The organism is Pseudomonas sp. AS2.8 (genome assembly GCF_014190935.1).
Lineage (GTDB): Bacteria > Pseudomonadota > Gammaproteobacteria > Pseudomonadales > Pseudomonadaceae > Chryseomonas.
Map to the genome: position 1 here is coordinate 1,085,109 of NZ_JACHVV010000001.1, position 22,133 is coordinate 1,107,241.

Sequence of the window (22,133 nt, forward strand, 5' to 3'; positions counted from 1 at the left end):
CGATTCCGTCGTCGGCTCGGTGCATATCGCTGGAGGCCGCGCCGGCTCTAGCCTGCAGCTTATCGAGGGGGTGCCGTTGATCGGCGATGGGTGGCTATTCAGCCAGGGGGGGTGGCGCCGAACAGAAGGAGGTGAATCTGCCTTTTCTGCCCGGAGTTACTCCATGCGTACCCTGAAATTGTCGGCCCGTTCGGCCGTGTGCTTTGCCGCCGTCACCCTGTTGCTGCTGGTGCTCGCCGTCACCTCCGCCCTGGGCCTGAATTCCCTGTACAAGGCTGAACAGGATGTCGAGACCAACTGGATGGCCAGCATCGCCCAGACCGCGAAGATGGACTCCCTGGTTCTGCGCCTGCGCCTGGAGACCCTGCGCATGGTGGCCTCGGAAGACGAGCAGATGAAGCAGATTGCCGCCGCGACCATCACTCAGACGCGTGGCCAGCTGCAACAGGAGGTTGCGGCGTACCAGGCCTTGGTCGCTTCGCCTGAGGAGCAGCGGTTGGCCGATGCCGTGTCCGCTGGCGTCAAGGCCTACGATGCGCGCCTGGACGAGATTCTCACCATCGCCCGGACCCGTCCGGCCAGCGAAGGCATTACCTTTACCAATGCCAACATCCGTCCGCTGACCAACGACCTGCAGGAGAAGATCGTCGCCCTGGCTGACTTCAACCAGCGCGGCGCCAAGGAGGCCGGCCAGCTGGCTACCCAGACCTACAGCCACAACCTCTGGGTCCTCGGGGTGATCTCCGCCGTGGCCGTGGTCCTCACCGTGGTGCTGGCGGTGCTCTACACCCGCAGCATCCTGCAGCCGCTGCGCCAGGTGCTGACCATCAACCAGCGTATCGCCGACGGCGATCTGCGGGTGTCGGCCGTGGCCGAGGGTCGCGACGAAATGGCGGACCTGATGCGCGCCACGGTGCAGATGCAGCAGACCCTGCGCGACACCGTCAGCCACATCGGCGAAGCCTCGACCCAGCTGGCGTCCGCCGCCGAAGAAATGAACGCCGTGACCGAAGAGGGCAGCCGTGGGCTGCAACGGCAGAACAGCGAAGTGGAGCAGGCGGCTACCGCGGTCAACGAGATGACCGCCGCGGTCGAGGAGGTGGCCCGCAACGCCGCCTCGGCCTCCACCTCGGCGCAGCAGTCCGAGCGCTCCACCGGTCTGGGCGCGGCCCGTGTCACCGAGACGGTCAATGCCATCCAGTCGCTGACCGGCACCGTGTCCCACACCAGCGAGCAGATCGTCGCCCTGGCCGGGCAGGCGCAAGGCATCGCCACCGTGGTCGACGTGATCCGCGGCATCGCCGAGCAGACCAACCTGCTGGCGCTGAACGCCGCCATCGAAGCCGCCCGGGCCGGCGAACAGGGCCGTGGCTTCGCCGTGGTCGCCGACGAGGTACGGGCCCTGGCCCACAGGACCCAGGAGTCCACCCGTGAGATCGAACAGATGATCGGCGGCATCCAGAGCGGTTCGGAGGGTGCCGTCCAGGCCATGCAACGCAGCCGCGACGAGGCCACCGCCACCCTGAAGATCGCCAACGAAGCCGGCGCTGCCTTGGCGGAGATCGCCCGCTCCATCACCGAGATCAACGAGCGCAATTTCCTCATCGCCACGGCCTCGGAAGAGCAGGCCCAGGTCGCCCGGTCGGTGGACCAGAATCTGGTCAGCATCCGCGACCTGTCGATCCAGACCTCGGCCGGTGCCCACCAGACCGCCGCGGCCGCCCATGAGGTCTCGCGCCTGGCGGTGGACATGAATCGCCTGGTCGGTCGCTTCTCGGTCTGATCGGCAGTCGGACGCGCGAAAGGCCCTGCCGAGAGCCCCTCGGCAGGGCCTTTTCGTTTCCCGCCTACCGGCAGGCAGGCAGGCATGGCAGGACCAACGGCCGGGAACCGGTTCGGGGTCCCCAAGGGTCTGCAGCGAAAGATCCCAGGAGAGACGGCCATGTACCTCGTCCAGTTGCTGCTACCCCTGAATGACAACGACGGTCAGCGCCTACCCGGGACGCTGTTCCAGGAGGTCCGTGAGGAACTGGTGGCGCGTTTCGGCGGGCTGACCGCCTTCAGCCGGGCGCCGGTCGATGGCCTGTGCCAGGAGGAGGGGCAGCGCGTCGAGGACGACGAATTGCTGGTCTACGAGGTCATGGCCGAAGGCCTGGATCGGGCCTGGTGGGCCGATTATCGGCGGCGTCTGGAATCGGCCTTTCGCCAGCGCGAGATATTGATTCGCGCCCAGCCGACCGAGCGGCTCTAGGCCTCGGCCAGGACCACCCGCGCCCGTCCGGCGCGCTTGGCCTGATACAGGGCGCCATCGGCGCGGCGGATCAGTTCATGGACATTGAGACTGCCGTCGGTGCAATGGGCGATGCCGATGGAGGAGGTGGTCTCGAGGGTGATGCCCTGCAGCTGCCAGGGTTGCTGCAGCGCGCGGCAGAGGCGCTCGGCCAGGGCCAGGGCCGCCGCGGCGGAGGTCTCGCGCAGGAAGACGATGAATTCGTCGCCGCCGATCCGGCCGAGCAGATCGCCAGGGCGCAGGCAGGCGCTGACCCGGGCGACGAAAGCCACCAGCAGCAGATCGCCGAATTCATGGCCGAATTCGTCGTTGATGGCCTTGAAGCGGTCGAGGTCCAGATAGAACAGGGCGCAGGGTTGGCCGCTGGTATTGCCGGCCCGGAAGTGGGCGATCTGGTCGAGGATGCTGCGGCGGTTGGCGATGCCGGTCAGGGCGTCCAGGTAGGCCAGCGACCGGAAGCGCCTTTCGCTTTCCTGCAGCGCGGTCTCGGCCAGTTTGCGCTCGGTGACGTTGCGACTGACGATGGTCAGCAGCCGCCGTCCACCCTGGGCGTCGAAGTGCGGGGTCTTGACCACCTCCCAGGTGTTGATGCGGCCGTCCGGACCCAGGAAGGACTTTTCGATCTGGGTAGGTGCGCCGTTCTGCCAGGCCTGCTCGTCGGTCTCGATGTTGTAGCGAAAGGCCTCGGCATGGGTCGGAAATAGCTCGATCAACTCGACATCGGTGATGCCCGCGTAGTCGAAGCCGACCATGGCATAGGCTTCGAGCACGATGCGATTGACGAACAGCCAGCGTCCGCGCCCATCCTTGGCGACGATGAACTCCTGGATCGAATCGAGGAGGGTGCGCAGATCGACGTCGGAATCGGCGGGGGACATGGGCAGAGGCCTGGCGGTCGTATGGATTTTCAGGGTATCGGCCCGCCAGCCGGGGAAATGAGGTCCCTCGTCAGGTCACCCGTCGCCTGCCGCGCAGCGCGGCAGCAGACGAAGCGGTGTGGACCGGCCGCCGACGAATGGCAGCGGGCCGCCAGCCTGCGCCTTTGACGGCCACAAGCGAGACGGCGCGCTCCCGTGCGGATCTTGCCCGGAACCAAGGCCTCGCCCACGGGCCGAACGAGGTATTCATCAGCTGCCAGATGTGCCCTCCATGCAGACCACGACAAGAGCCGTTACCGGCCAGCGCACCGCCTCCAACCCGCTCACCCTACAACCCGCCAGATCGCTCTATCAGGAATTGCTGGTGGAGCACCCGGGCGCCATGGCGCAGGAGCAGGCCCGACTCTTTCTCGATGACCAGCTGCAGGCGGTCGGCGGCATGACCGCCGACCTGCCGGAAGACCCCGAGGGTCTGGAAGCCTGGGTGCTGGACAACAATGCCCGGGTCGGCGCCCAGTACCGCGACTACCTGGCCGCGCGCAAGGCCGGGGCGCCGCGCCGCTACTTCGGCAGCAAGGCCCATGCGCTGCATTTCCTGCGCGGCGTGGCGCCGACCAAGCTGGTGGATGGCGCCTGGCTCTATGGCACCCTGGCCCACTGGGACGACCTGCGCTATCGCGCCGCCATCCAGATCTACCTCGAAGAACTGGGCGACGGCCAACCGGACAAGAATCACGTAGTGCTCTATCGCAAGCTGCTGGCCAGCCACGGCTGCGAGGACTTCGCCGACCTGAGCGACGACCACTATGTCCAGGGCGCCATTCAGCTGGCCCTGGCCCATAACGCCGATCACTACCTGCCCGAGGTGCTGGGTTTCAACCTGGGCTACGAGCAGTTGCCGCTGCACCTGTTGATCACCTCCTACGAACTCAACGAACTGGGCATCGATCCCTACTACTTCACCCTGCACGTGACCGTCGACAATGCCGGCACCGGCCATGCGCGCAAGGCGCTCCAGGCGGTGCACGACGCCATGCCCGCCGACGGCCGCGCGGCCTTCTACCAACGCGTGGTTCAGGGCTATCTGCTCAACGAACTGGGCGCCAGCACCACCTCGGTGATCGCCGGCTTCGATCTGGAGCAGGCGGTCATCGAGGTGCTGGCGGAAAAGAGCAGCGTCGGCCGCTACGTTCATTCCGACTATTGCCGCATCGGTGGCCGCAGTGTCAGCGACTGGCTAGTCGATCCGTCGCAGATTCCCGATTTCCTCCAGGTGATGCAGGAACAGGGTTGGATCACGCGTCACGAGGACCCGGTCAACAGCCGCTTCTGGCGGCTGATCCAGGGCGAACGTGCGGAGATGTTCGGCGTCTTCACCGCCTACGAGCAGCAACTGATCCACGACTGGATCGCCGGCGACTTCGTGCACAACGGCGCGCGCAAGCAGGCCACCGGCGAGCGGGTGGCCGTGCTGCCGCGCCGCGAAGTCAGCTTTCGCGCCCGCCAGCGCCAGCAGGAACGCCTGTGCCCGGCGCTGGAAGCGGAGCAGGGCGGGGCAGCGAATGCCAGCAGGGCCCAGGCCAGCGATTTCGACCGCGAAGAGGTCGCGCTGGAACAGCGGCTGGCCAGCCAGCCCAGTCGCGCCGCCGCCATGGCGCTGCTGGTCGAGCAGCTGTCGCCGGCGCGCCATCACAGCCGCGCCGGCCTGCTGGCGACGCGGCTGTTCGTCTCGCTGTTGGGCTGACGCCCAGGCAGGGACCCGCAAGGGTCCTTTGTTCATTTCGATTGCCACTCAAGGACCTGCCCGTGACGGCCATGGAACATCCCGAACGCACCGCCACCACCCCTGACCCGGCCGCGGCGCTCAAGCTGCTGGTCGAGACGCTGCGTGCAGCCGACTATCACTTCATCACTCCGACCCCGGCGTCCCATGCCCGGGTCAACGCCCGACCCGGCAATGCCTGGGCGCGGGATCTGCAAGGCGTCTTCGGCTGGAGCCGGCCATTTTCCCACGAGGTGCTACCGGAGTCCCTTATCGACGCCCTGGCCGCGGCCGAGTTGCTGAGCCCCGTGCCGGGCGGCTGGCGCAGCCGGGTACGGGTATCCAGCCTGGGCGACCAGCTGTTCGTGCATTCCGCCTATCCCACTGAAGAGGCCGATGCGGTGTTCTTCGGCCCCGACACCTATCGCTATGCCAATGCCCTGGAAGCCCAGCTGCGCCATGACACCGGTGCCATCCGCCGCGCGGTGGACATCGGCAGCGGCGCCGGTCCTGGCGCCATCCTGGTCGCCCTGGCGCGGCCCGACGCCGAGGTGCTGGCGGTGGACATCAACGAGCGCGCCCTGGCGCTGACCCGAGTCAATGCCGCGTTGGCCGGGGCCGACAATCTGCGGGCGTGCTACAGCAACCTGCTCAAGGACGTGGACGGCGACTTCGATTTCATCCTGTCCAATCCGCCCTATTTGGTCGACCTGGGCGAGCGTGCCTATCGCCATGGCGGCGGCCCGCTGGGCGCCGGCCTGTCGCTGGCCATCCTCGACACGGCCCTGGAGCGCCTGGCCCCGGGCGGCACCCTGCTGCTCTACACCGGGGTCGCCATGGTGGAGGGCCGCGATCCCTTCCTGGAAGAGGTCCGCACCCGCCTGGCCGGTCACGAGGTCGCCTGGCGCTATCGCGAACTGGACCCGGATGTTTTCGGCGAGGAGCTGGAGAGCGGCGTCTATGCCCATACCGATCGCATCGCCGCCGTGGTCCTTACGGTGACCCGGCCGCACTGACGGCGTACTGCAGCGGCTACACTGGCGGGCACGTCTTTACTGCCCACCCGTGTCCCGGAGTCCGCCATGCAACTGCTGCTGAACCAGACCTCGCCCTATGCCCGCGCCGCGCGCGTCACCGCCCTCGAAGCCGGCTTCGGCGAGCGACTGACGCTGGTGTGGAGCGATCCCTGGAACGACGATCCGACCTTGCTGGCAGCCAACCCAGGCAACAAGGTCCCGGTCCTGATCACCGACGAGGGTATCGCCCTCGGCGAGACCCTGCTGATCTGCGGCCACCTGCACCAGCTGGGCGGCGGCAATCCGCTCGCGGCCGAGCGCCTGCAATTGGCTGGCCTGGGCCAGGGCCTGATCGACGCCGCCTTTGGCACGGTGATCGCCCGCAAGCATGGCGGTGCGGCCCAGGACGAGTCGGCGCTGGGCGCCCGCCGACTGGCCGCCATCGACCGACTGCTGACGCGCCTGGACGAGACTTCCACACTGGATGCGGAGGATCTGGATTTCAGCCACTACCTGGTGGCCGTCGGCCTGGACTACCTGAGCTTTCGCCTGCCGGAAATCGACTGGACCGGGCACCCGCGGCTGGTGGCCTTCCACCAGCGGCTCACCGCACGCCCCAGCTTTAGCGCGACGACCTTCCAGTAGGGCGAGAAACCCCACGCGGCCGGCCGCGTGGGCAAGCCCTACAACTCGATCAGGATCTTCAACTGGGTCCCGGCCTTGTCCAGCAAGGCTTCGAAGCCCTGTTCCACGACGTCGTCCAGGGCGATATGGCGGGTCACCACCTTTTCCGCCGGCAGCTGGCCACTGGCGATCAGGGCCGCCACCTGGGGCCACATCAGCGTCGAGTAGCACCAGGAGCCGCGCAGGTCGACGTCCTTGTAGGTCAGGGTGAAGCCGTCCAGTGCCGGCGGCTTGCCCTGCATCCCCACCTGGACCACCACGCCCTGGCGGCGGACCGCCTCCAGGCACAGCCCCAGCGGCGCCTCGGCGCCGACGCATTCGAAAGCCACGTCCACCCCGACACCGCCGGCGGTGTGGGCGCGCACCTCGCGCAGCACATCGGTATTGCCGGGATTGAGGGTGATGAGGCCGTCCACCAGGCGCCGGGCCATCTCCAGGCGGTTGTCGTTGAGATCCACCAGAAAGATCCGGGTAGCACCGGCGGCGCGCGCGGCCATGACCTGCAACTGGCCGATGGGCCCGGCGCCGGCCACCAGCACGCTGTCGCCGGGCTTCACCCCGCCCCTGTGGGTGGCGTAGACGGTCACCGCCGTGGGTTCGATCAAGGCCGCGTGCGCGGTGCTGAGGTCGTCCGGCATGGGGATGGCGTTGTAGTCCTCCACCAGGGAGTACTCGGCCATGCCGCCCCAGGGATGGGACAGGCCGATGATCGCCAGCTGTTCGCTGAGCTGGTACTGGCCGCGGCGGCCGTAGTAGTCGTCCCGCGGCGAGACCATGGGCTGGATAGAGACCCGGTCACCGGGTTTCACCGCGGTCACCTGGCTGCCCACGGCCTCCACCACGCCGGAATACTCGTGGCCGAGGATTTGCGGCACCTGGCCGCCGGTGTAGCTGTGCGGCGCGGTGGGAATGAAGATGGGGCCGCCCAAGTATTCGTGCAGGTCGGTGCCGCAGATGCCACAGAACTGGTTCCTGACCAGCACCTGGGTGGGGCCCGGCGCGCCGGGTGACGGGACGTCTTCCACCCGGATGTCGCGGGCGGCATGGAAACGGGCTGCTTTCATGATGGGACTCCTCTAGCGTTCGCAGCGGGGCAGAAAGGCCTGGATCAGGGCATTGACCCGGTCGGCGGCTTCCATCTGCACCATGTGGCCCTGGCCCTCCAGGATCTCGACCTGGACGGCCGCGGGCAGGCCTTCGGCATGCTGGACCGGAATGATGGCGTCGGCCTTGCCCCAGATCAGCAGCGCGGGCATCTCGCCGCCCAGTACCTGGCGCAGCACCTGGGTCTGCTGGCCGTTGGGGAAGAGCTTGCCCGCCAGCTGGTGCAGTGCCTGGTCCACGCCTTCCAGCCGCTTGTACTTGAGCAGGTCCTCCAGCAACGGCCGGGTGACCAGTCCTGGATCGCTGAACAGCAGGCTGATCGGGCCCTTGAGTTGGTTGCGGCTGGTGGCGGTGACGAAGCCTTGCAGATAGTCACCGTTGATCTCCGTACCCAGGCCGGCACTGCCGATCAGCACCAGGCCGGCGACCCGCTGGGGCGCCACCTGCGCCAGGTGCAGGGCCACGGCGCCGCCCATGGAATGGCCGACCAGCACGGCGCGGGGGATGTCCAGGTAGTCGAGCAGCGCCTGCACAGCAGCGCCCAGCTCGGCGAGGTCGCCCGTGGCCAGCGTCTTGCCGGACTGGCCATGGCCGGGCAGGTCCAGAGCGATCACCCGGCGCTCGGCGGCCAGCGCCTCGTGGTTGAACAGCCAGTTGTCCAGGTCGCCGGAGAAGCCGTGGATCAGCACCACGGGCAGGCCACCTTCACCGCGTTCCAGATAACGCAGCGGCCGGCCGTCGAGTTCGATGCGCTGGGCCTGGGGACCGGCCTCGGCGGCGTCTTCGCCACCGGGCACGAAGTCCGCCTGGAAGCGGGCGATCACGGCGTCGATCTCTTCGTCGCTGGCTTCGCCTTCCACCACGATGGCCAGCAGGGCGCCCACCGCCAGGGTCTCGTCCTCGCGGGCCAGGCAGCGGCGCAGGGTGCCGGAGAAGGGCGCCTCGACGCTGCTGCTGATCTTGTCGGTCTCGACGTCGAGCACCTCGTCGCCCTTGGTGATGGCGTCACCTTCGGCCTTGAGCCAGGCGTTGACCCGGCCTTCGCTCATGGACAGCCCCCACTTGGGCATGGTCAGGGTATGGATCTGGCTCATGCGGCCTGCCTCCCTTGGGTGATCTTCAGCACGGCGCGCTCGATCTTGGCCGCGTCGGGGATATAGAGGTCTTCCAGGGCATCGGAGAAGGGCACCGGGGTGTGCGGCGCGGTCACCAGCTGCACCGGGGCGCGCAGGTCGTCGAAGGCCTGTTCGGCGAGCAGGGCGGCGATGTCGGTGGCCACCGAGCAACGCGGATTGGCTTCGTCGATGACCACCGCGCGACCGGTCTTTTCCACGCTTTCCAGGATGCTGTCCCTATCCAGCGGACTGGTGGTGCGCAGGTCCAGCACCTCGCAGGACACCCCCTGGCGCGCCAGATTGGCGGCGGCGTCCATGGCCAGGTGCACCATGCGGCCATAGGTGATGAGGCTGACGTCGTCGCCCTCACGCAGAAAGCTGGCCTCGCCGAAGGGGATGGCATAGGACTCTTCCGGCACCTCGCCCTGCATGCCGTAGAGCAGCTTGTGCTCGCAGAAGATCACCGGGTCGTTGTCGCGGATGGCCTGGATCAGCAGGCCCTTGGCGTCATAGGGGGTGGCCGGGCAGACCACCTTGAGCCCGGGGATGTGCGTCCACCAGGAGGTGAGCATCTGCGAATGCTGGGCCGCGGCCCTGAGGCCCGCGCCGACCATGGTGCGCAGGACCAGGGGGGTGACCGCCTTGCCGCCGAACATGTAGCGGAATTTGGCGGCCTGGTTGAGGATCTGGTCCAGGCAGCAGCCGGCGAAGTCGACGAACATCAGTTCGCACACCGGGCGGGTGCCGCGGGCGGCAGCGCCCACCGCCGCGCCGACGTAGCCGATCTCCGACAGCGGCGTGTCCAGCACCCGCCCGGGAAATTTGTGGTAGAGACCCTTGGTGACCCCGAGCACGCCGCCCCAGGCGTCCTGTTCGCCGGGCGCCCCGGCGCCGCCGGCGTTGTCCTCGCCCATGAGGAAGACGGTGGGATCGCGGCGCATCTCCTGTTCCAGGGCTTCGTTGATGGCTTGCTGGTAGCTGATCTTTCTGGCCATGGTGGCGCTCCTTGTTGTTTTCCGATCAGGCGTAGGTGACGTAGACGTCGGTGAGCAGGTCTTCCGGGCCGGGCTTGGGATCGGCCTTGGCCTTGCGCACGGCATCCTCGATGAGCTGTTCCACCTCCTGGTCGATGCTGTCGAGCAGGGCGGGCTGCAACTGGCCGGAACGCGTCACCCGCTCGCGGAACTGCATCAGGCAGTCGCGCTGCTCGCGGGCCTGCTTGACCTCGTTGGGATCGCGATAGGTCTGGGCGTCGCCCTCGAAGTGGCCGAAGTAGCGGGTGAACTTCACCTCGATCAGCGAGGGGCCTTCGCCGGCCCGGGCGCGGGCCACGGCGGCCGCGGCGGCTTCGTGGACGGCGAAGAAGTCGAAGCCGTCCACCGTCACCCCGGGCATGCCGAAGCCGGCCGCGCGGTCGGCGATGTGGTCGCAGGCCACCGACCAGTTGGAGGCGGTGGCCTCGGCATAGCCGTTGTTCTCGGCGACGAAGATGCAGGGGAGATTCCACACCGAGGCCAGGTTCATGGCCTCGAACACCGCGCCCTCGTTGGAGCCGCCGTCACCGAAGAAGGCCACGGCCACGGCGTCGCTGCCCTTGAGCTTGGCCGCCAGGGCGGCACCGGCGGCCAGCGGCGCTCCGGCGCCGACGATGCCGTTGGCGCCGAGCATGCCCTTTTCCAGATCGGCGATGTGCATGGAGCCGCCCTTGCCCTGGCAGACCCCGGTCTTCTTGCCGTAGATCTCGGCCATCATGCCGTAGACGTCCACGCCCTTGGCGATGCAGTGGCCGTGGCCGCGGTGGGTGGAGGCGATGCTGTCCTCGTGGCCCAGGTGGGCCATGACGCCGGCGGCCGAGGCTTCCTCGCCGGCATAGAGGTGGACGAAGCCGGGAATCTCGCCGGTGGCGAATTCCACGTGCAGCCGCTCCTCGAAGGCGCGGATGGTGCGCATCACCCGGTAGGCATGGCTCAGGTTTTCGACGCTTGGGGTCTCGCTCATCTTATTGTTCTCCAGGATTGCCGAGGGCCGACGCGGGCCGGCGGCGGACCAGCAGGCGCTGCTGCGCCGCCAGCTCCAGCACCCGCTCCACGTCGATGCTCAGGGGGCCGTCGAGGTCCAGCGTCACCTGCGGACGCGCCTCGGGGCCGAATTCGATTTCCCGCTCGCCGTCCAGCGCCAGGGTGCCGGCGGCTAGCGACAGGGTGCGCGGCTCGCCCGGCAGCAGCAGGCCGCTGGCGGCGATACCGGCCTGGGCCAGCACGCCGGGGGCGAGGGGGACGGTCAGTTGCGCCGGCGCCTCGGGCTCCAGCCGCACCCAGCCGCCATGGGGGGCGCTGCGCGCGACTGGATGCCAGAGGCCGCAGAGGGCCGACAGGCCGATGGCCCAGGGCTCGGCGAAGGTGGTGAAGACCTCGGCCAGATCCTCCACCCGGGTCACCGCCCGGGCGCCGAGATAGGCCTGGCGACAGACCGCCACGTCCACCAGCGCCCAGTCGCGCAGGCCGCGCTCCGGCACCTCCACCCGCAGCCGCTTGTTGCGCCGCAGCGCCAGGGCCGGATCGATGCGGCCGCTCGCCACCAGGCCACCGGCCAGGCCGGCGCTGGTGGCCTCGCGCAATTCGGGAAAAGCGTTGTTGGTGCCGGTGGACAGGGTCAGCAGCGGCAGGTCGCCCACCTCGGCGGCCACCGCTTTGTGGGTGCCGTCGCCGCCGAGCACGGCGATCACCGCCGCGCCCTGGGCCAGCAACAGCCGCGCGGCGCGCCGGGTGTCGTCCACGGTCTGGGTCAGCGGCAGATTGAGAAAGACCAGCTCCGGCCAGCGCTGCTCGCGGGCCTGGCGACTGCCACTGGCCTTGAGCACCGCGGCGGCGATACCGGTCATGTCCGGCGGCAAGAGCACCCGCTCCACCCCGGTGGCGCCAAAGGCAGCCAGCAGGCGCATCACCACCCCGGCCTTGTCGGTGCTGGAGGTCAGGGCGGCGTTGCCGGTCAGGCGGCGCAGGTCGCGCCCCGACGCCGGGTTGGGCAGAATGCCGACGGTTATGGGCATGGCTGGCCTCCGCGGCCTGGGCCATCGATCAGGGCAGCCGTGCGGCAATGCCGGGGTGCGCTCATGGGTCTGGCCCTCTTGTCGTTGTCTTGGGAGCGTCGCAGAGCCTTGAGCAAGGGCGGTGCCAGGTCGCTGCGAATCCGCTGCAGGCCAGGCGGGGTGCGGTTTTGCGGGGCATCTGCAGGTGTGGCTGGAAGGCCGCGCCGCGCCGGGGCGTCTCACGGTTGCGACGGCAAGGCGAGACGCTGAGACGATTCGTCTCACGGCGCGGCGGACTTGAAGGCCGGGGCCAGCGGGCGCTAAATGAAGGACAGAACAATGACCGGCCTTCCATGCCATGACCGGAATTCAGGGAGAGACGTCCATGCTGTCTACCCAGGCCCGCTATCACGCCCGCGCCATCGACCAGGCCCTGCGTGCGCCCCTGCGCACGGCCAGTCCGCCCGGGCGCATCCTCGATTCCTGGCGTCGTTCCTTCGAGCAATATCAGCTCGACCCGGGCAGCCTGCGGGGCCCGCGCATCCTCTCGCGCTACGAATTGCGCCAGCACCAGCAGGCGGCGGAAGACTTCCTGCGCGTCGCCGATGGCGAACTGGGCGCCCTGCACGCACGGGTCGAGGCGGCCGACTACTGCGTGCTGCTGGCCGACGCCCAGGGCCATACCCTGGACTACCGGGTCAGCGACCGCCTGGACGACGAATGCCGCCGCGCCGGGCTCTACCTGGGCACCTGCTGGTCCGAGCAGGAGGAGGGTACTTGCGGGGTCGCCGCGGTGCTCACCGACCGGGCGCCGGTCACGGTGCACAAGGCCGATCACTTCCGCGTGGCCTTTACCGGCCTGACCTGCACCGCCGCGCCGGTGTTCGCGCCGAGCGGCGAGTTGCTCGGGGTGCTGGACGTCTCGGCGCCACGTTCGCCGGACGACCGCCGCAGCCAGCTGCTGATCCAGCACTTCACCCGCGACAGCGCCCAGCGCATCGAGAATGCCTACTTCATGCACAGCGCCCGGGGCGACTGGGTGCTCTGCGGCCATGCCCAGGCCAGCTATCTCGATACCCAGCCGGAATTCCTGCTGGCCTGGGATTCGAATGGGCGCCTGACCGGCCTCAATCGCCCGGCCCGTCAACTCTGCCTCGCTCAGCTGGGCTATCTGCCGCAGCGCCTCGACGAGGTGTTCGGTCGCGATGCTCCGGCGCGGTTGCAGGAGGACGATGGCGAACCCCTGCGGCTGGGCGCGGCGCATTTCCACGCCCGCGTCCGGGCGCCGCGGCAGCGTACGGGTGTGGTGATCCCGCTAGTCCGCGAGCCGCGTGCGACGGACCCCGAGGAGGAGCCCCGGGTCAGCCAGGCACTCGCGACCGCCCTGCGGCTCTACCGGCATGGCCTGCCGATCCTGGTGACCGGCGAGACCGGCACCGGCAAGGAGGTGTTTGCCCGCGGCCTGCACCAGAGTGGCGATCGCAGCGGGCGGCCCTTCGTCGCCCTCAATTGCGCGGCGCTGCCGGAGAGCCTGATCGAGAGCGAATTGTTCGGCCATGCCGCGGGGGCCTTTACCGGCGCCCAGCGCCAGGGTCGCGATGGCCTGATCGTGGCGGCCGATGGCGGCACCCTGTTTCTCGACGAGATCGGCGACATGCCCCTGGCGCTGCAGACCCGGCTACTGCGGGTGCTGGCCGAAGGCGAGGTGCTGCCGGTGGGCAGCGCTCAGGCGCGGCGAGTCGATGTGCGACTGGTCTGCGCCACCCACCGCGACCTCCAGGCGCAGGTCGCCGCCGGGCTGTTTCGCGAAGACCTGCTCTATCGCCTCAATGGCGCCGTCTTCCAGCTGCCGCCGCTGCGCGCGCGTGGCGACCGCCTGGCGCTGGCGCGGCGGCTGCTCGAAGAGGAATGCGGCGAGCGTCCGGCGCCGGAGCTGGCGCCCCAGGTGCAGGAGGCCATCCTGGCTCATGCCTGGCCGGGCAACGTGCGCGAATTGCGCAACGTGCTGCGCTACGCCTGCGCCCTGTGCGACGGCGTCCTGATCTCCCTCGATCACCTGCCGGCCAGTCTGCGGCCCGGCGGCGCGCCGGCCATCGAGCCGCCGCCCGGGGTCGACAGCCCCGAGCGGCGGGCGATCCTGGCGGCCCTGGTGCGGCATCGCTGGAAGGCCATCCCTGCGGCGCGTGCCCTGGGGATGTCCCGGGCCACCCTCTACCGGCGTCTCAAGCTGCACGGCATCGCCATGCCGCATCGCCAGTCCGAGGACTAGGCGTTCCGCCGAACGGTCATGGCTGGCAGCGGCCGCCCTGGCATGGTAGTTACCGCAGACAACCGAAGCGGCCGGCGCCGGCATCGCTGGCCCCGGTCGTCTCGCTGCGGGACGTCAGCGCGGTCGCCGAGGAGTCACACCTCAGACACAGACCCTGAGGAAGCCCCCCGATGCGTACCCTGCCGCTGTTGCTTGCCCTGCCTGCCGCCCTGGCCCTGCTGAATCGCAGCTCGTCCCGGCGTTCGCCACGGATCGATCGCCAGCAGCTGAATGGCCGGACTATCGTTGTCACTGGCGCCTCCAGTGGCGTCGGCCGCGGCGTGGCCCTGGCGCTGGCCCGGCACGGCGCCAACCTGGTGCTGGCAGCGCGGCGCAGCGACGCGCTGGAAGCCCTGGCGGTCGAGGTCCAGGCCCTGGGCGTGGCCGCCCTGGCAGTGCCCACCGACGTGGCCGAGGTGGCGCAGATGACCGCCCTGGCCGAGCAGGCCGAGCAGCGCTTCGGCCGGATCGATGGCTGGATCAACAACGCCGGCGTGGTGGCGGTCGGGCGCTTTGAGGAGGTACCCCTGGAAGACCACCTGCGCCTGCTGGATACCAATGTCAAAGGCGTGGTGATCGGCAGCCACCTGGCCCTGCAGCGCTTCCGGCGCCAGGGCTACGGCCGGTTGGTCAACGTGGCCTCGGTGGACGGCGAGATCCCCCATGCCTACCAGGCCTCCTACTCGGCGTCCAAGGCCGCGGTGCTCAGTCTCGGTCGGGTGCTGCAGCAGGAATTGCGCCGTGGACGCCAGCGGAACATCCAGCTGTCGACGGTACTGCCCTGGGCGCTGGATACGCCGATCTGGGGCCATGCGGCCACCTATACCGGCCACCGCGCCGACCTGCCCACCAAGGATTCACCGGACAAGGCGGTGCAGGCCATCGTCGGCGCGCTGCTGCAGCCGCAAAAGGAGATCACCGTGGGCTACAAGGCGAAGCTGGCCTATTGGGGCCATCGCCTGGCGCCGGAGCTCAACGAGCGCTTCACCGCGGCCGCGGTCCAGCGCGCCGAGATCGACTGGAATCCGGCCAAGGCCGCCACCTCGGGCAATCTGCAGCAGCCCGATCAGGCGGGACGGACGATCAGGGGTTCGAATTTCTGACGGGGCCAAAGGGGCGTCCGGGGGCGGTCTGTGCGCCCGGCCGCCCGTTTGGGATCAGTGGTGAGTGGAACCCGCCGCCGCTACGCCGTTATCCGGCCCGACCACCGTCAGGTGGGCGAGCAGGCCATGGCTGCGCAAGGCGGCTTCGAGCGGTGGCACCAGGGCCGCGCGGGTGCATAGCAGCACCGTGGGGGCGACGGCTTCCAGGGCGCTCTGCCACTCCGGCCAGTCCAGCGGCGTCGCGGTATCGAGCTCCAGGCGGGGCAGCAGCGGCAGGCCCACCGCCAGCATCACCTCGCCATGACCCTGCAACTCGGCGTCCGATCGCAGCGCGTCAGGTTCCATATGCGCAACCAGCAGGATGCGCTTATGACCAAGCGCGATCAGCTGGCGGGTGGCCTGGGCGATGCGCCGGCCCTGGGCCGTCGCCGACCGCACGCGGAGCGCGACCGGGAGGGTGGCAGGGCGGGGTGCCGGAGGCACAACAGGGGAGGCGGCAACAGGCATATCCATCGGGCGGCCTCCGCCATGGCGGGGCGATCGGGTCCCCCAGCTTGGCCGTCGCGGATGGCAGCTTCGTGACAGTGCCTCCAATCGCCCACCCGGCCGTTTGCCGCGCCCGCGCTGCGCGCTTGCGTTCCTCAGCGTGACGGCTAGCCTTGAGGGTACACGTCTGGTTTTAGCGAGGCCCGGCATGGACAAGTTGCACGAACGTTTGGCCCAGCTCGATCCCCCGCTGCGTCACCAGCTGGAGCAAAGGGATGACGGCCTGCTGATCACCCTCATCGATGTCGATCACAATGCCCGGGTGACGCGACTGATCCGCGCCGAAGACCTGAGAGTCGAGCGGATCAACCTGGTGCTGCTGCACGCCATCAACGAATTGCGCCGCAAGGGCGCCCAGGTCCCGCTCGACAAGGACAGTGTCTTCATCAACGACCTGTCCGACCAGTGCGTCAGCTTCCACGGCTGACGCCTAGTCCTCCAGCTCCAGATCCAGCAGCGCCGCGCCCAGGCCCTTGCCGTGGGCGTCCAGCGCCAGCGAGCGGGTGACGCCGCCGCGCAGGGCGCCGGGCAGCACGAAATTCAGCGCGCCCAGGGCCGGCAATTCGTAGCGGCGCACGGGCGCGGCATCGGCCGGGCGGCTGTCGGCGAACCAGGCGGCGACCCGTTCCGCGGTAAGCGCCTGGCGCAGGAGTTCGAAGTCTTCGCGGCGATAGGCGATCACCGCCATGTTGGAAATGTCCCCCTTGTCGCCGGTACGGACGTGGGCGATCTCGCGCAGTTTCATGGCAGCGTCTCCAGCTCCAGGGTAGGGGTGACGGCCGCACGCGGCCACAGCAGCGAGGCCACGGCGATGACCTCGCGGACCGCCTTGGTGGCGCCGCCACCGCCGGCCGGGCCATTGGTGTAGAGGGTTTCCACCTCGTTGCCGATCTGCACCGCCGCCGCCCGGCTGGCGCAGCGGCCGACCACCCGCAGGCGCACCTCCCAGGGTTCGCCGCTGGCGCGCGCGGCCAGGGTCGCGCCGTGCAGGGCGTCGCAGCCGATCAGTTCGCAGCGCAGCTCTTCCACCGGTATGCCGCAGAGTTGCAGGCGTTCGCGCACTACCTCTGCTGCCAGCCTGGCCCGGCCCACGGCGCCCGGGCCGGCGTAGGAGATCTGGCCTTCGCCATGCCAGCCGTCGCGATAACCCACCGAGACCTTGAGCTGTTCGGGGCGCGGCTGGCCCCGGGCCCCACTGACCGCGACCCGGTCGGGCGCGGACTGATCGAGGGCGACGCCGGAAAAGTCGGCGGTGACATCCGGCGTCAGGTAGGCCGCCGGGTCGTGGACCTCATAGAGCAGTTGCTCGGTGCAGGTCGCCGGGGTCACGCAGCCGCCGGAGCCGGCGACCTTGGTGAGGGTCGCCTGGCCCTCGGCGTCCACCTCGGCCAGGGGAAAGCCCAGGCGGGCGAGGTCGGGGACGTCCTTGTAGCCGGGATCGGCGAAGTAGCCGCCGGTGACCTGGCCCGCGCATTCCAGCAGGTGGCCGACCAGGGTGCCGCGTCCGCGACGCGCCCAGTCATCCGCTGCCCAGCCGAATTCATGCACCAGCGGCGCGAGAAACAGCGAGGGATCGGCCACCCGGCCGGTGATGATGACATCGGCGTCCGCCTCAAGGGCCTGGACGATGCCTTCCACGCCCAGGTAGGCATTGGCCGAGATCACCCGGTCGCCCAGTTCGGCCAGGGTCTGGCCACTGTCCAGCACGGCGTCGGCCGGCAACTGGGCCAGCACGTCGTCGCCGGCCACGGCGGCGATCTTCAGCCCGCTCATACCCAAATCCCGCGCCAGGGCCGCGACCTTGCGCGCCGCGGCGAGGGGATGGGCGGCGCCCATGTTGGTGACTACCCGCAGGCGCGGTCGCCCGGCCTGGCGCAACAGCGGCAGGATGCGGCGCATCCGTGCCTCCAGCAGCGGATCGAAACCCGTCTCGGGATCGGCCAGCCGCGCCTGTTGCGCCAGGGCGATGGTGCGTTCGGCCAGGCATTCGAAGACCAGGTAGTCGAGCCGGCCGTGCTCGGCCAGCTCCACGGCGGGTTCGATGCGATCGCCGGAATAGCCGGCGCCGCAGCCGATGCGAAGAAGACGGCTCATCTAGAAGACTCCCAGGAGCAGGGCGGTCAGGGTCATGAGCACCGAGGCCGCGAACAGGAAGGGGATGGTGAAGCGCTGGTGATCGGCCAGGTCCAGCTTGCACAGGCCCACCAGCAGGAAGGTCGCCGGGGTCAAGGGGCTGACCGGGAAGCCGGTGGTGTGCACCCCGAGCAGCGAGGCCTGGGCCACCTGCACCGGATCAACCCCCAGGTTGCGGCCAACCTCGGCGATCACCGGCATGACGCCGAAGTAAAAGGAATCTGGATCGAACAGCAGGCTCAGCGGCATGGACAGGAAGCCCACCACCGCCGGGATCAGCTGGCCATGCCCGGCCGGGATGCCGGCCACCGCCACCTGGGCCATGGCCTTGAGCATGCCGCTGCCCTGCATGATGCCGGTGAAGACGCCGGCGGCGAACAGGATGCTGGCCATGGTCAGGGCGGTCTTGGCGTGGGCGTCGATGCGCGCCTTCTGGGCGTCCACCGACGGGTAGTTCAGGCACAGTGCGGCCACGGTGCCGAGCATGAACATCACCACCGGATCGACCCAGCCGGCGATCATCACGCCCATCACCACCAGGGTCAGCAGCAGATTGATCCAGAAGCGCCCTGGGCGACGCAGGGCACGCTCGGCCTCGCTGAGCACCCGCTCCGGCGCGGCACCGGCGCCACCGCCGGCCAGCCAGGGCGCCTGGCCGGCCAGGGTCAGGCGCTTCTCCTCGCGCCGCCCGAGCCACCAGGCGCTGGCGAAGACGAAGGCCAGGCCCACCAGCTGCACCGGGATCAGCGGCTGGAACAGATCGGCCACCGGCACGTGCAGGGCGGCGGACGAGCGCAGCACCGGTCCGGTCCAGGGCAGGAAGTTGACCCCGGCGGCCATGGCGGCTACGCAGGCGAGGATGCGCCGGTCCAGTCCGAGGCGGGTATAGAGCGGCAGCATGGCTGGGATGGTCACCAGGAAGGTCACCGCACCGGAGCCGTCCAGGTGCACCAGCAAGGCGAGCAGGGCGCTGCCGCAGACGATCCGCGTCGGCCGGGTGCCGACGGTGCGCAGGATGCGGTCGATGATGGGGTCGAGCATCCCGGCGTCGGTCATGATGCCGAAGAACAGGATGGCGAAGACGAACATGCCGATCACCGGGGCGACGCCCTTGATGCCGGCGATGATGAAGGCACTGGTGCCCAGGCCGAAGCCACCGATCAGCGCGGCGGCGATGGGGATGACGATCAGGGCGACCAGGGGCGAGACGCGTTTGCTCATGACCGCGACGAGCAACGCGAGAATGGTGACGACACCGAGCAGGGCGAGCATGGCGGACTCCTTGGACCGTGGCGCGGCAGGCGGGCGCACGGGAGGTTTTGTTGTTGTGGGTCCAGTATTCGAAGACGTCCGATGTCCTGTAAATTGGAATCTTCCGAAGCAGCGTTCAGAAAAACAAAATGAAGAATCTGCTCCAGCACGTGCAGGCCTTTCTCGCCGTGGCCCGTCAGGGCTCCTTCGCCCGCGCCGCGGAGGACTTGCACCTGTCACCTCCCGCGCTCACCGTGCAGATCCAGCAACTCGAAGCCTGGCTGGAGGTGCAGCTGCTGGAGCGCACCCCGCGGCGGGTCCAGCTGACCACCGCCGGGGAAGAACTGCGCGGACCCCTGGAGCGCATCCTGGTGGACCTGGGCGATGTCCAGACCCACGCGCGGGACCTGGCCGGCCTGCGTCGCGGGCGCATCACCCTGGCGGCCTTGCCATCCTTCTTCATGGGGCCCTTTCCCGAATTGCTGAAGACCTTCCAGGCGCGTCATCCGGCCATCGAGGTGCGCCTGCAGGATATGGTGGCCGGCCGGGTCGAAGCGCTGGTCCGGGAAGGGCAGGTGGACCTGGGCATCGGTGTCCGCCCGCGCGCCGTGGGCCTGGACTTCCAGCCGCTCTACGTCGATCACCTGCAGCTGTTCGTGCCCCGCGACCATCCCTGGGCAGGCCGCAGCGAGATCACCCTGGGCGAACTCGACGCCGTGCCCCTGCTGCTCACGGGGCGTGACAGCAGCGTGCGCGAGTGCCTGGACTTCGCCTTCGCCGCCGCCGGCCTGCGCCTGGTGGCGGCGCTGGAAGCCAACTACATGAGCACCCTGCTGGCCCTGGTGGCGGCCGGGCAGGGCCTCGCGTTGTTGCCGGAATCGGCCGGTGGCGAGGCCCCGGTGGTGGCCCTGCCGGTTCGTGGCGAGAGCCTGGCCCGGCCGCTGGGCATCCTCACGCCCAGCGGCCGCAGCCTCACGCCGGCGGCCCAGGCTTTCGTCGCCTTGCTCCGGGAGCGGCTGCCGGCAGGCTAGTACTCGAAGGGCTGCCCCAGCTCCTGTTGCAGCCAGTCGAGAAAGCGCCGCACCCGGGCGTAGCGTGAGTGCGCCCGGGGAAACACCAGGTGGTGAGCGGCCACCGGCAGGTCGTCATCCTGGGGCAGCACCTGCACCAGATCGCCGCGGTCCAGATAGTCCGCTGCCAGCACCGTGCTCTCCAGGGCGAAGCCCAGGCCATGGCGGGCGGCTTCCAGGGTCATGTAGGAGCGATCGAAGCTCAGGGTGTAGGGCCGCTCCGGTAGCGCCAGGCCCTGCTGGGCGAACCAGTTGGGCCACTTCATCAGGGTAGCCTCGGACAGGATCAGCTCGCTGTGCAGCAGATCCGCCGGCGAGTGGACCGGACGTTTTTCCAGCAACTGCGGCGCGGCCAGGACCGCCAGGCGTTCGCGCTGCAGGGTGCGGATCTCCAGATTCGGCCAGCTGGGCAGGCCGTGGCGAATGTCGATGTCGACCTTGTCGCGGCTGAAGTGCAGGGACTCGTAGGAGCAGGAGAGGTTGATCTGCAGGTCGGGATGACTCTGGCGGAACAGCTCCAGCCGTGGCATCAGCCAGAGCAGGCCGAAGCTCGGCGCCGAGTGCAGGCGCAGGCATTCCAGGCCGGCATCGCTGGCCGCGCGATCCGTGGCCATGGCCAGCCGGTGCAGCACCTCGCTGACCTCTTCCAGGTATTGCTCCCCGGCCGGGGTCAGGGTCATGCCGCGCGCCCCGCGAACGAAGAGGGCGCGCCCCACCAGGGCCTCCAGCTTGGCCAGCTGGTGGCTGACCGCCGAGGGCGTCAGCGCCAGTTGCTCGGCGGCGCGGGCGACGTTGGCGAAGCGGGCAGTCTGCTCGAAGGCTTGAAGGGCTTTCAGGGGTGGCAGGGAAAGCGTCTTGCCGGAATCCATGGGGCGCGGCTCCTGTGGCCAGTTCGAGACTGATTGTCGAGAGACCTGGCCCGGCTGCCAAGCTGCAGGCATGAATTTTATTCAGCACGGTCTGACGCAGGCTGCGTTGCTGGGGCCTTGGGGCAGGGGCACTCTGGCCCTCAGCGACAGCCCTCCACAACAACAAGAAGGATAGCGTCATGCCCCTGCATTCCCTGCTGCTGCAAGACAAGATCGCCCTCGTCACCGGCGCCGCCTCCGCGCGCGGCATCGGTCGAGCCACGGCCCAGGCCTTCGCCGCCCAGGGCGCGCGGGTCATCATCCTCGACCTCGATGCCAGCGCGGCGCGGGATGCCGCCGCCAGCCTCGGCGAAGGTCACCTGGGCCTGGCGGCCAACGTGGCCGACGAAGCCCAGGTCAGGGCCGCGGTCGACCAGGCGCTCGCCCACTACGGCCGCCTCGATGTGCTGGTCAACAATGCGGGCATCACCCAGCCGGTGAAGACCCTGGAGATCGGTCGCGCCGACTACGACCGCATCCTCGACGTCAACCTGCGCGGCACCCTGCTGATGTCCCAGGCGGTGATCCCGGCCATGCGCGAGCAGGGCGGTGGCAGCATCGTCTGCCTGTCCTCGGTGTCCGCCCAGCGTGGCGGCGGCATCTTCGGCGGTCCGCACTACAGCGCCGCCAAGGCCGGGGTGCTGGGGCTGACCAGGGCCATGGCGCGGGAATTCGGGCCGGATGGCATCCGCGTGAATGCCCTGACCCCCGGCCTGATCCAGACCGATATCACCGGTGGGCTGATGCACGACGAGCGCCGCCAGTCGATCATCGACGGCATCCCGCTGGGTCGCCTCGGCGAGCCCAGGGACGTGGCCAATGCCGCGCTGTTCCTGGCCAGCGATCTCTCCGGCTACCTGACCGGCGTCACCCTGGACGTCAACGGCGGCATGCTGATCCACTGATCGCCCCCTCGTTTTCAACGCTCTGCATCGAC

At 69.2% G+C, this 22,133-nt stretch carries 21 protein-coding genes; 10 read left to right on the forward strand and 11 right to left on the reverse strand.

The genetic code is table 11. The features are described from left to right. The first annotated feature begins 163 nt into the window (after positions 1–163). Positions 164–1,783, forward strand: a complete 1,620-nt coding sequence (locus FHR73_RS04900; RefSeq protein ID WP_183629823.1) for a methyl-accepting chemotaxis protein — start codon at positions 164–166, stop codon at positions 1,781–1,783. Between the two features lie 159 nt (positions 1,784–1,942). Then, complete coding sequence (locus FHR73_RS04905) at positions 1,943–2,251, forward strand: hypothetical protein (RefSeq protein ID WP_183629824.1); 309 nt, start codon at positions 1,943–1,945, stop codon at positions 2,249–2,251. On the opposite strand, the gene FHR73_RS04910 is transcribed toward FHR73_RS04905, so the two are convergent. Beyond that, positions 2,248–3,168 (reverse strand): sensor domain-containing diguanylate cyclase, encoded by a 921-nt coding sequence (locus tag FHR73_RS04910; protein WP_183629825.1) that lies wholly within the window; start codon positions 3,166–3,168, stop codon positions 2,248–2,250. The two genes, FHR73_RS04905 and FHR73_RS04910, sit on opposite strands and share 4 nt — an antisense overlap. Before the next feature lie 271 nt (positions 3,169–3,439). Here FHR73_RS04910 and FHR73_RS04915 point away from each other — a divergent pair, with 271 nt between their 5' ends. From FHR73_RS04915 to FHR73_RS04925, 3 genes are all read left to right on the forward strand, one after another. After that, the gene (locus FHR73_RS04915; protein WP_183629826.1) at positions 3,440–4,912 is read left to right on the forward strand and encodes an iron-containing redox enzyme family protein; all 1,473 of its coding nucleotides are present in this window, start codon (positions 3,440–3,442) and stop codon (positions 4,910–4,912) included. A 71-nt stretch (positions 4,913–4,983) separates the two neighbouring features. Further along, a complete protein-coding gene (locus tag FHR73_RS04920) occupies positions 4,984–5,946 on the forward strand; it encodes a class I SAM-dependent methyltransferase (protein ID WP_183630198.1) in 963 nt (320 codons plus the stop codon). Between the two features lie 66 nt (positions 5,947–6,012). Next, positions 6,013–6,591, forward strand: a complete 579-nt coding sequence (locus tag FHR73_RS04925; RefSeq protein ID WP_183629827.1) for a glutathione S-transferase family protein — start codon at positions 6,013–6,015, stop codon at positions 6,589–6,591. Between the two features lie 38 nt (positions 6,592–6,629). On the opposite strand, the gene FHR73_RS04930 is transcribed toward FHR73_RS04925, so the two are convergent. Genes FHR73_RS04930 through FHR73_RS04950 form a run of 5 tightly spaced genes read right to left on the reverse strand, consistent with a single transcriptional unit; the run spans position 6,630 to position 11,898 of the window. Further along, positions 6,630–7,694, reverse strand: a complete 1,065-nt coding sequence (locus tag FHR73_RS04930) for a 2,3-butanediol dehydrogenase (RefSeq protein ID WP_183629828.1) — start codon at positions 7,692–7,694, stop codon at positions 6,630–6,632. A gap of 12 nt (positions 7,695–7,706) precedes the next feature. Continuing rightward, the gene (locus FHR73_RS04935; RefSeq protein WP_183629829.1) at positions 7,707–8,828 is read right to left on the reverse strand and encodes an acetoin dehydrogenase dihydrolipoyllysine-residue acetyltransferase subunit; all 1,122 of its coding nucleotides are present in this window, start codon (positions 8,826–8,828) and stop codon (positions 7,707–7,709) included. Continuing rightward, positions 8,825–9,844, reverse strand: a complete 1,020-nt coding sequence (locus FHR73_RS04940) for an alpha-ketoacid dehydrogenase subunit beta (protein ID WP_007158561.1) — start codon at positions 9,842–9,844, stop codon at positions 8,825–8,827. Before FHR73_RS04940 ends, FHR73_RS04935 begins: the two co-directional genes overlap by 4 nt. A 25-nt stretch (positions 9,845–9,869) precedes the next feature. Continuing rightward, complete coding sequence (locus FHR73_RS04945; RefSeq protein WP_007158560.1) at positions 9,870–10,847, reverse strand: thiamine pyrophosphate-dependent dehydrogenase E1 component subunit alpha; 978 nt, start codon at positions 10,845–10,847, stop codon at positions 9,870–9,872. A gap of 1 nt (position 10,848) precedes the next feature. Further along, entirely contained in the window at positions 10,849–11,898 is a 1,050-nt protein-coding gene (locus FHR73_RS04950; RefSeq protein ID WP_183629830.1) for an ATP-NAD kinase family protein, read from the reverse strand. 364 nt (positions 11,899–12,262) lie between these two features. Between FHR73_RS04950 and FHR73_RS04955 the strand changes: the two genes are divergently transcribed. Further along, positions 12,263–14,146: a sigma-54-dependent Fis family transcriptional regulator gene (locus FHR73_RS04955; RefSeq protein WP_183629831.1), complete on the forward strand. Its 1,884-nt coding sequence runs from the start codon at positions 12,263–12,265 to the stop codon at positions 14,144–14,146. 170 nt (positions 14,147–14,316) lie between these two features. Then, positions 14,317–15,288 carry an SDR family oxidoreductase gene (locus FHR73_RS04960; RefSeq protein WP_183629832.1) on the forward strand — a complete coding sequence of 324 codons (972 nt, stop codon included), beginning with the start codon at positions 14,317–14,319 and terminating at the stop codon, positions 15,286–15,288. Positions 15,289–15,342: 54 nt separating this feature from the next. On the opposite strand, the gene FHR73_RS04965 is transcribed toward FHR73_RS04960, so the two are convergent. Next, positions 15,343–15,633: a hypothetical protein gene (locus FHR73_RS04965; RefSeq protein WP_183629833.1), complete on the reverse strand. Its 291-nt coding sequence runs from the start codon at positions 15,631–15,633 to the stop codon at positions 15,343–15,345. 349 nt (positions 15,634–15,982) lie between these two features. Between FHR73_RS04965 and FHR73_RS04970 the strand changes: the two genes are divergently transcribed. Next, entirely contained in the window at positions 15,983–16,261 is a 279-nt protein-coding gene (locus tag FHR73_RS04970; RefSeq protein WP_183629834.1) for a hypothetical protein, read from the forward strand. Between the two features lie 3 nt (positions 16,262–16,264). Here FHR73_RS04970 and FHR73_RS04975 read toward each other — a convergent pair whose 3' ends face one another. The 3 genes from FHR73_RS04975 to FHR73_RS04985 are packed head-to-tail and all read right to left on the reverse strand — an operon-like array spanning position 16,265 to position 19,239. Next, on the reverse strand, positions 16,265–16,579 hold the full coding sequence (locus FHR73_RS04975; RefSeq protein WP_183629835.1) for a hypothetical protein: 315 nt from the start codon (positions 16,577–16,579) through the stop codon (positions 16,265–16,267). Next, positions 16,576–17,928 (reverse strand): acyclic terpene utilization AtuA family protein, encoded by a 1,353-nt coding sequence (locus tag FHR73_RS04980; RefSeq protein ID WP_183629836.1) that lies wholly within the window; start codon positions 17,926–17,928, stop codon positions 16,576–16,578. The genes FHR73_RS04975 and FHR73_RS04980 overlap by 4 nt, the downstream gene beginning before the upstream one ends. Next, the gene (locus FHR73_RS04985) at positions 17,929–19,239 is read right to left on the reverse strand and encodes a CitMHS family transporter (protein WP_183629837.1); all 1,311 of its coding nucleotides are present in this window, start codon (positions 19,237–19,239) and stop codon (positions 17,929–17,931) included. 128 nt (positions 19,240–19,367) lie between these two features. On the opposite strand from FHR73_RS04985, the gene FHR73_RS04990 reads away from it, so the two are divergent. Next, positions 19,368–20,249 (forward strand): LysR family transcriptional regulator, encoded by an 882-nt coding sequence (locus FHR73_RS04990; RefSeq protein ID WP_183629838.1) that lies wholly within the window; start codon positions 19,368–19,370, stop codon positions 20,247–20,249. Here the strand turns inward: FHR73_RS04990 and FHR73_RS04995 are convergent. Continuing rightward, complete coding sequence (locus FHR73_RS04995) at positions 20,246–21,157, reverse strand: LysR substrate-binding domain-containing protein (RefSeq protein ID WP_183629839.1); 912 nt, start codon at positions 21,155–21,157, stop codon at positions 20,246–20,248. The two genes, FHR73_RS04990 and FHR73_RS04995, sit on opposite strands and share 4 nt — an antisense overlap. Before the next feature lie 194 nt (positions 21,158–21,351). Between FHR73_RS04995 and FHR73_RS05000 the strand changes: the two genes are divergently transcribed. Beyond that, positions 21,352–22,101, forward strand: coding sequence for an SDR family NAD(P)-dependent oxidoreductase (locus FHR73_RS05000; RefSeq protein WP_027599557.1), 750 nt, complete (start codon positions 21,352–21,354; stop codon positions 22,099–22,101). Positions 22,102–22,133: the final 32 nt, after the last annotated feature.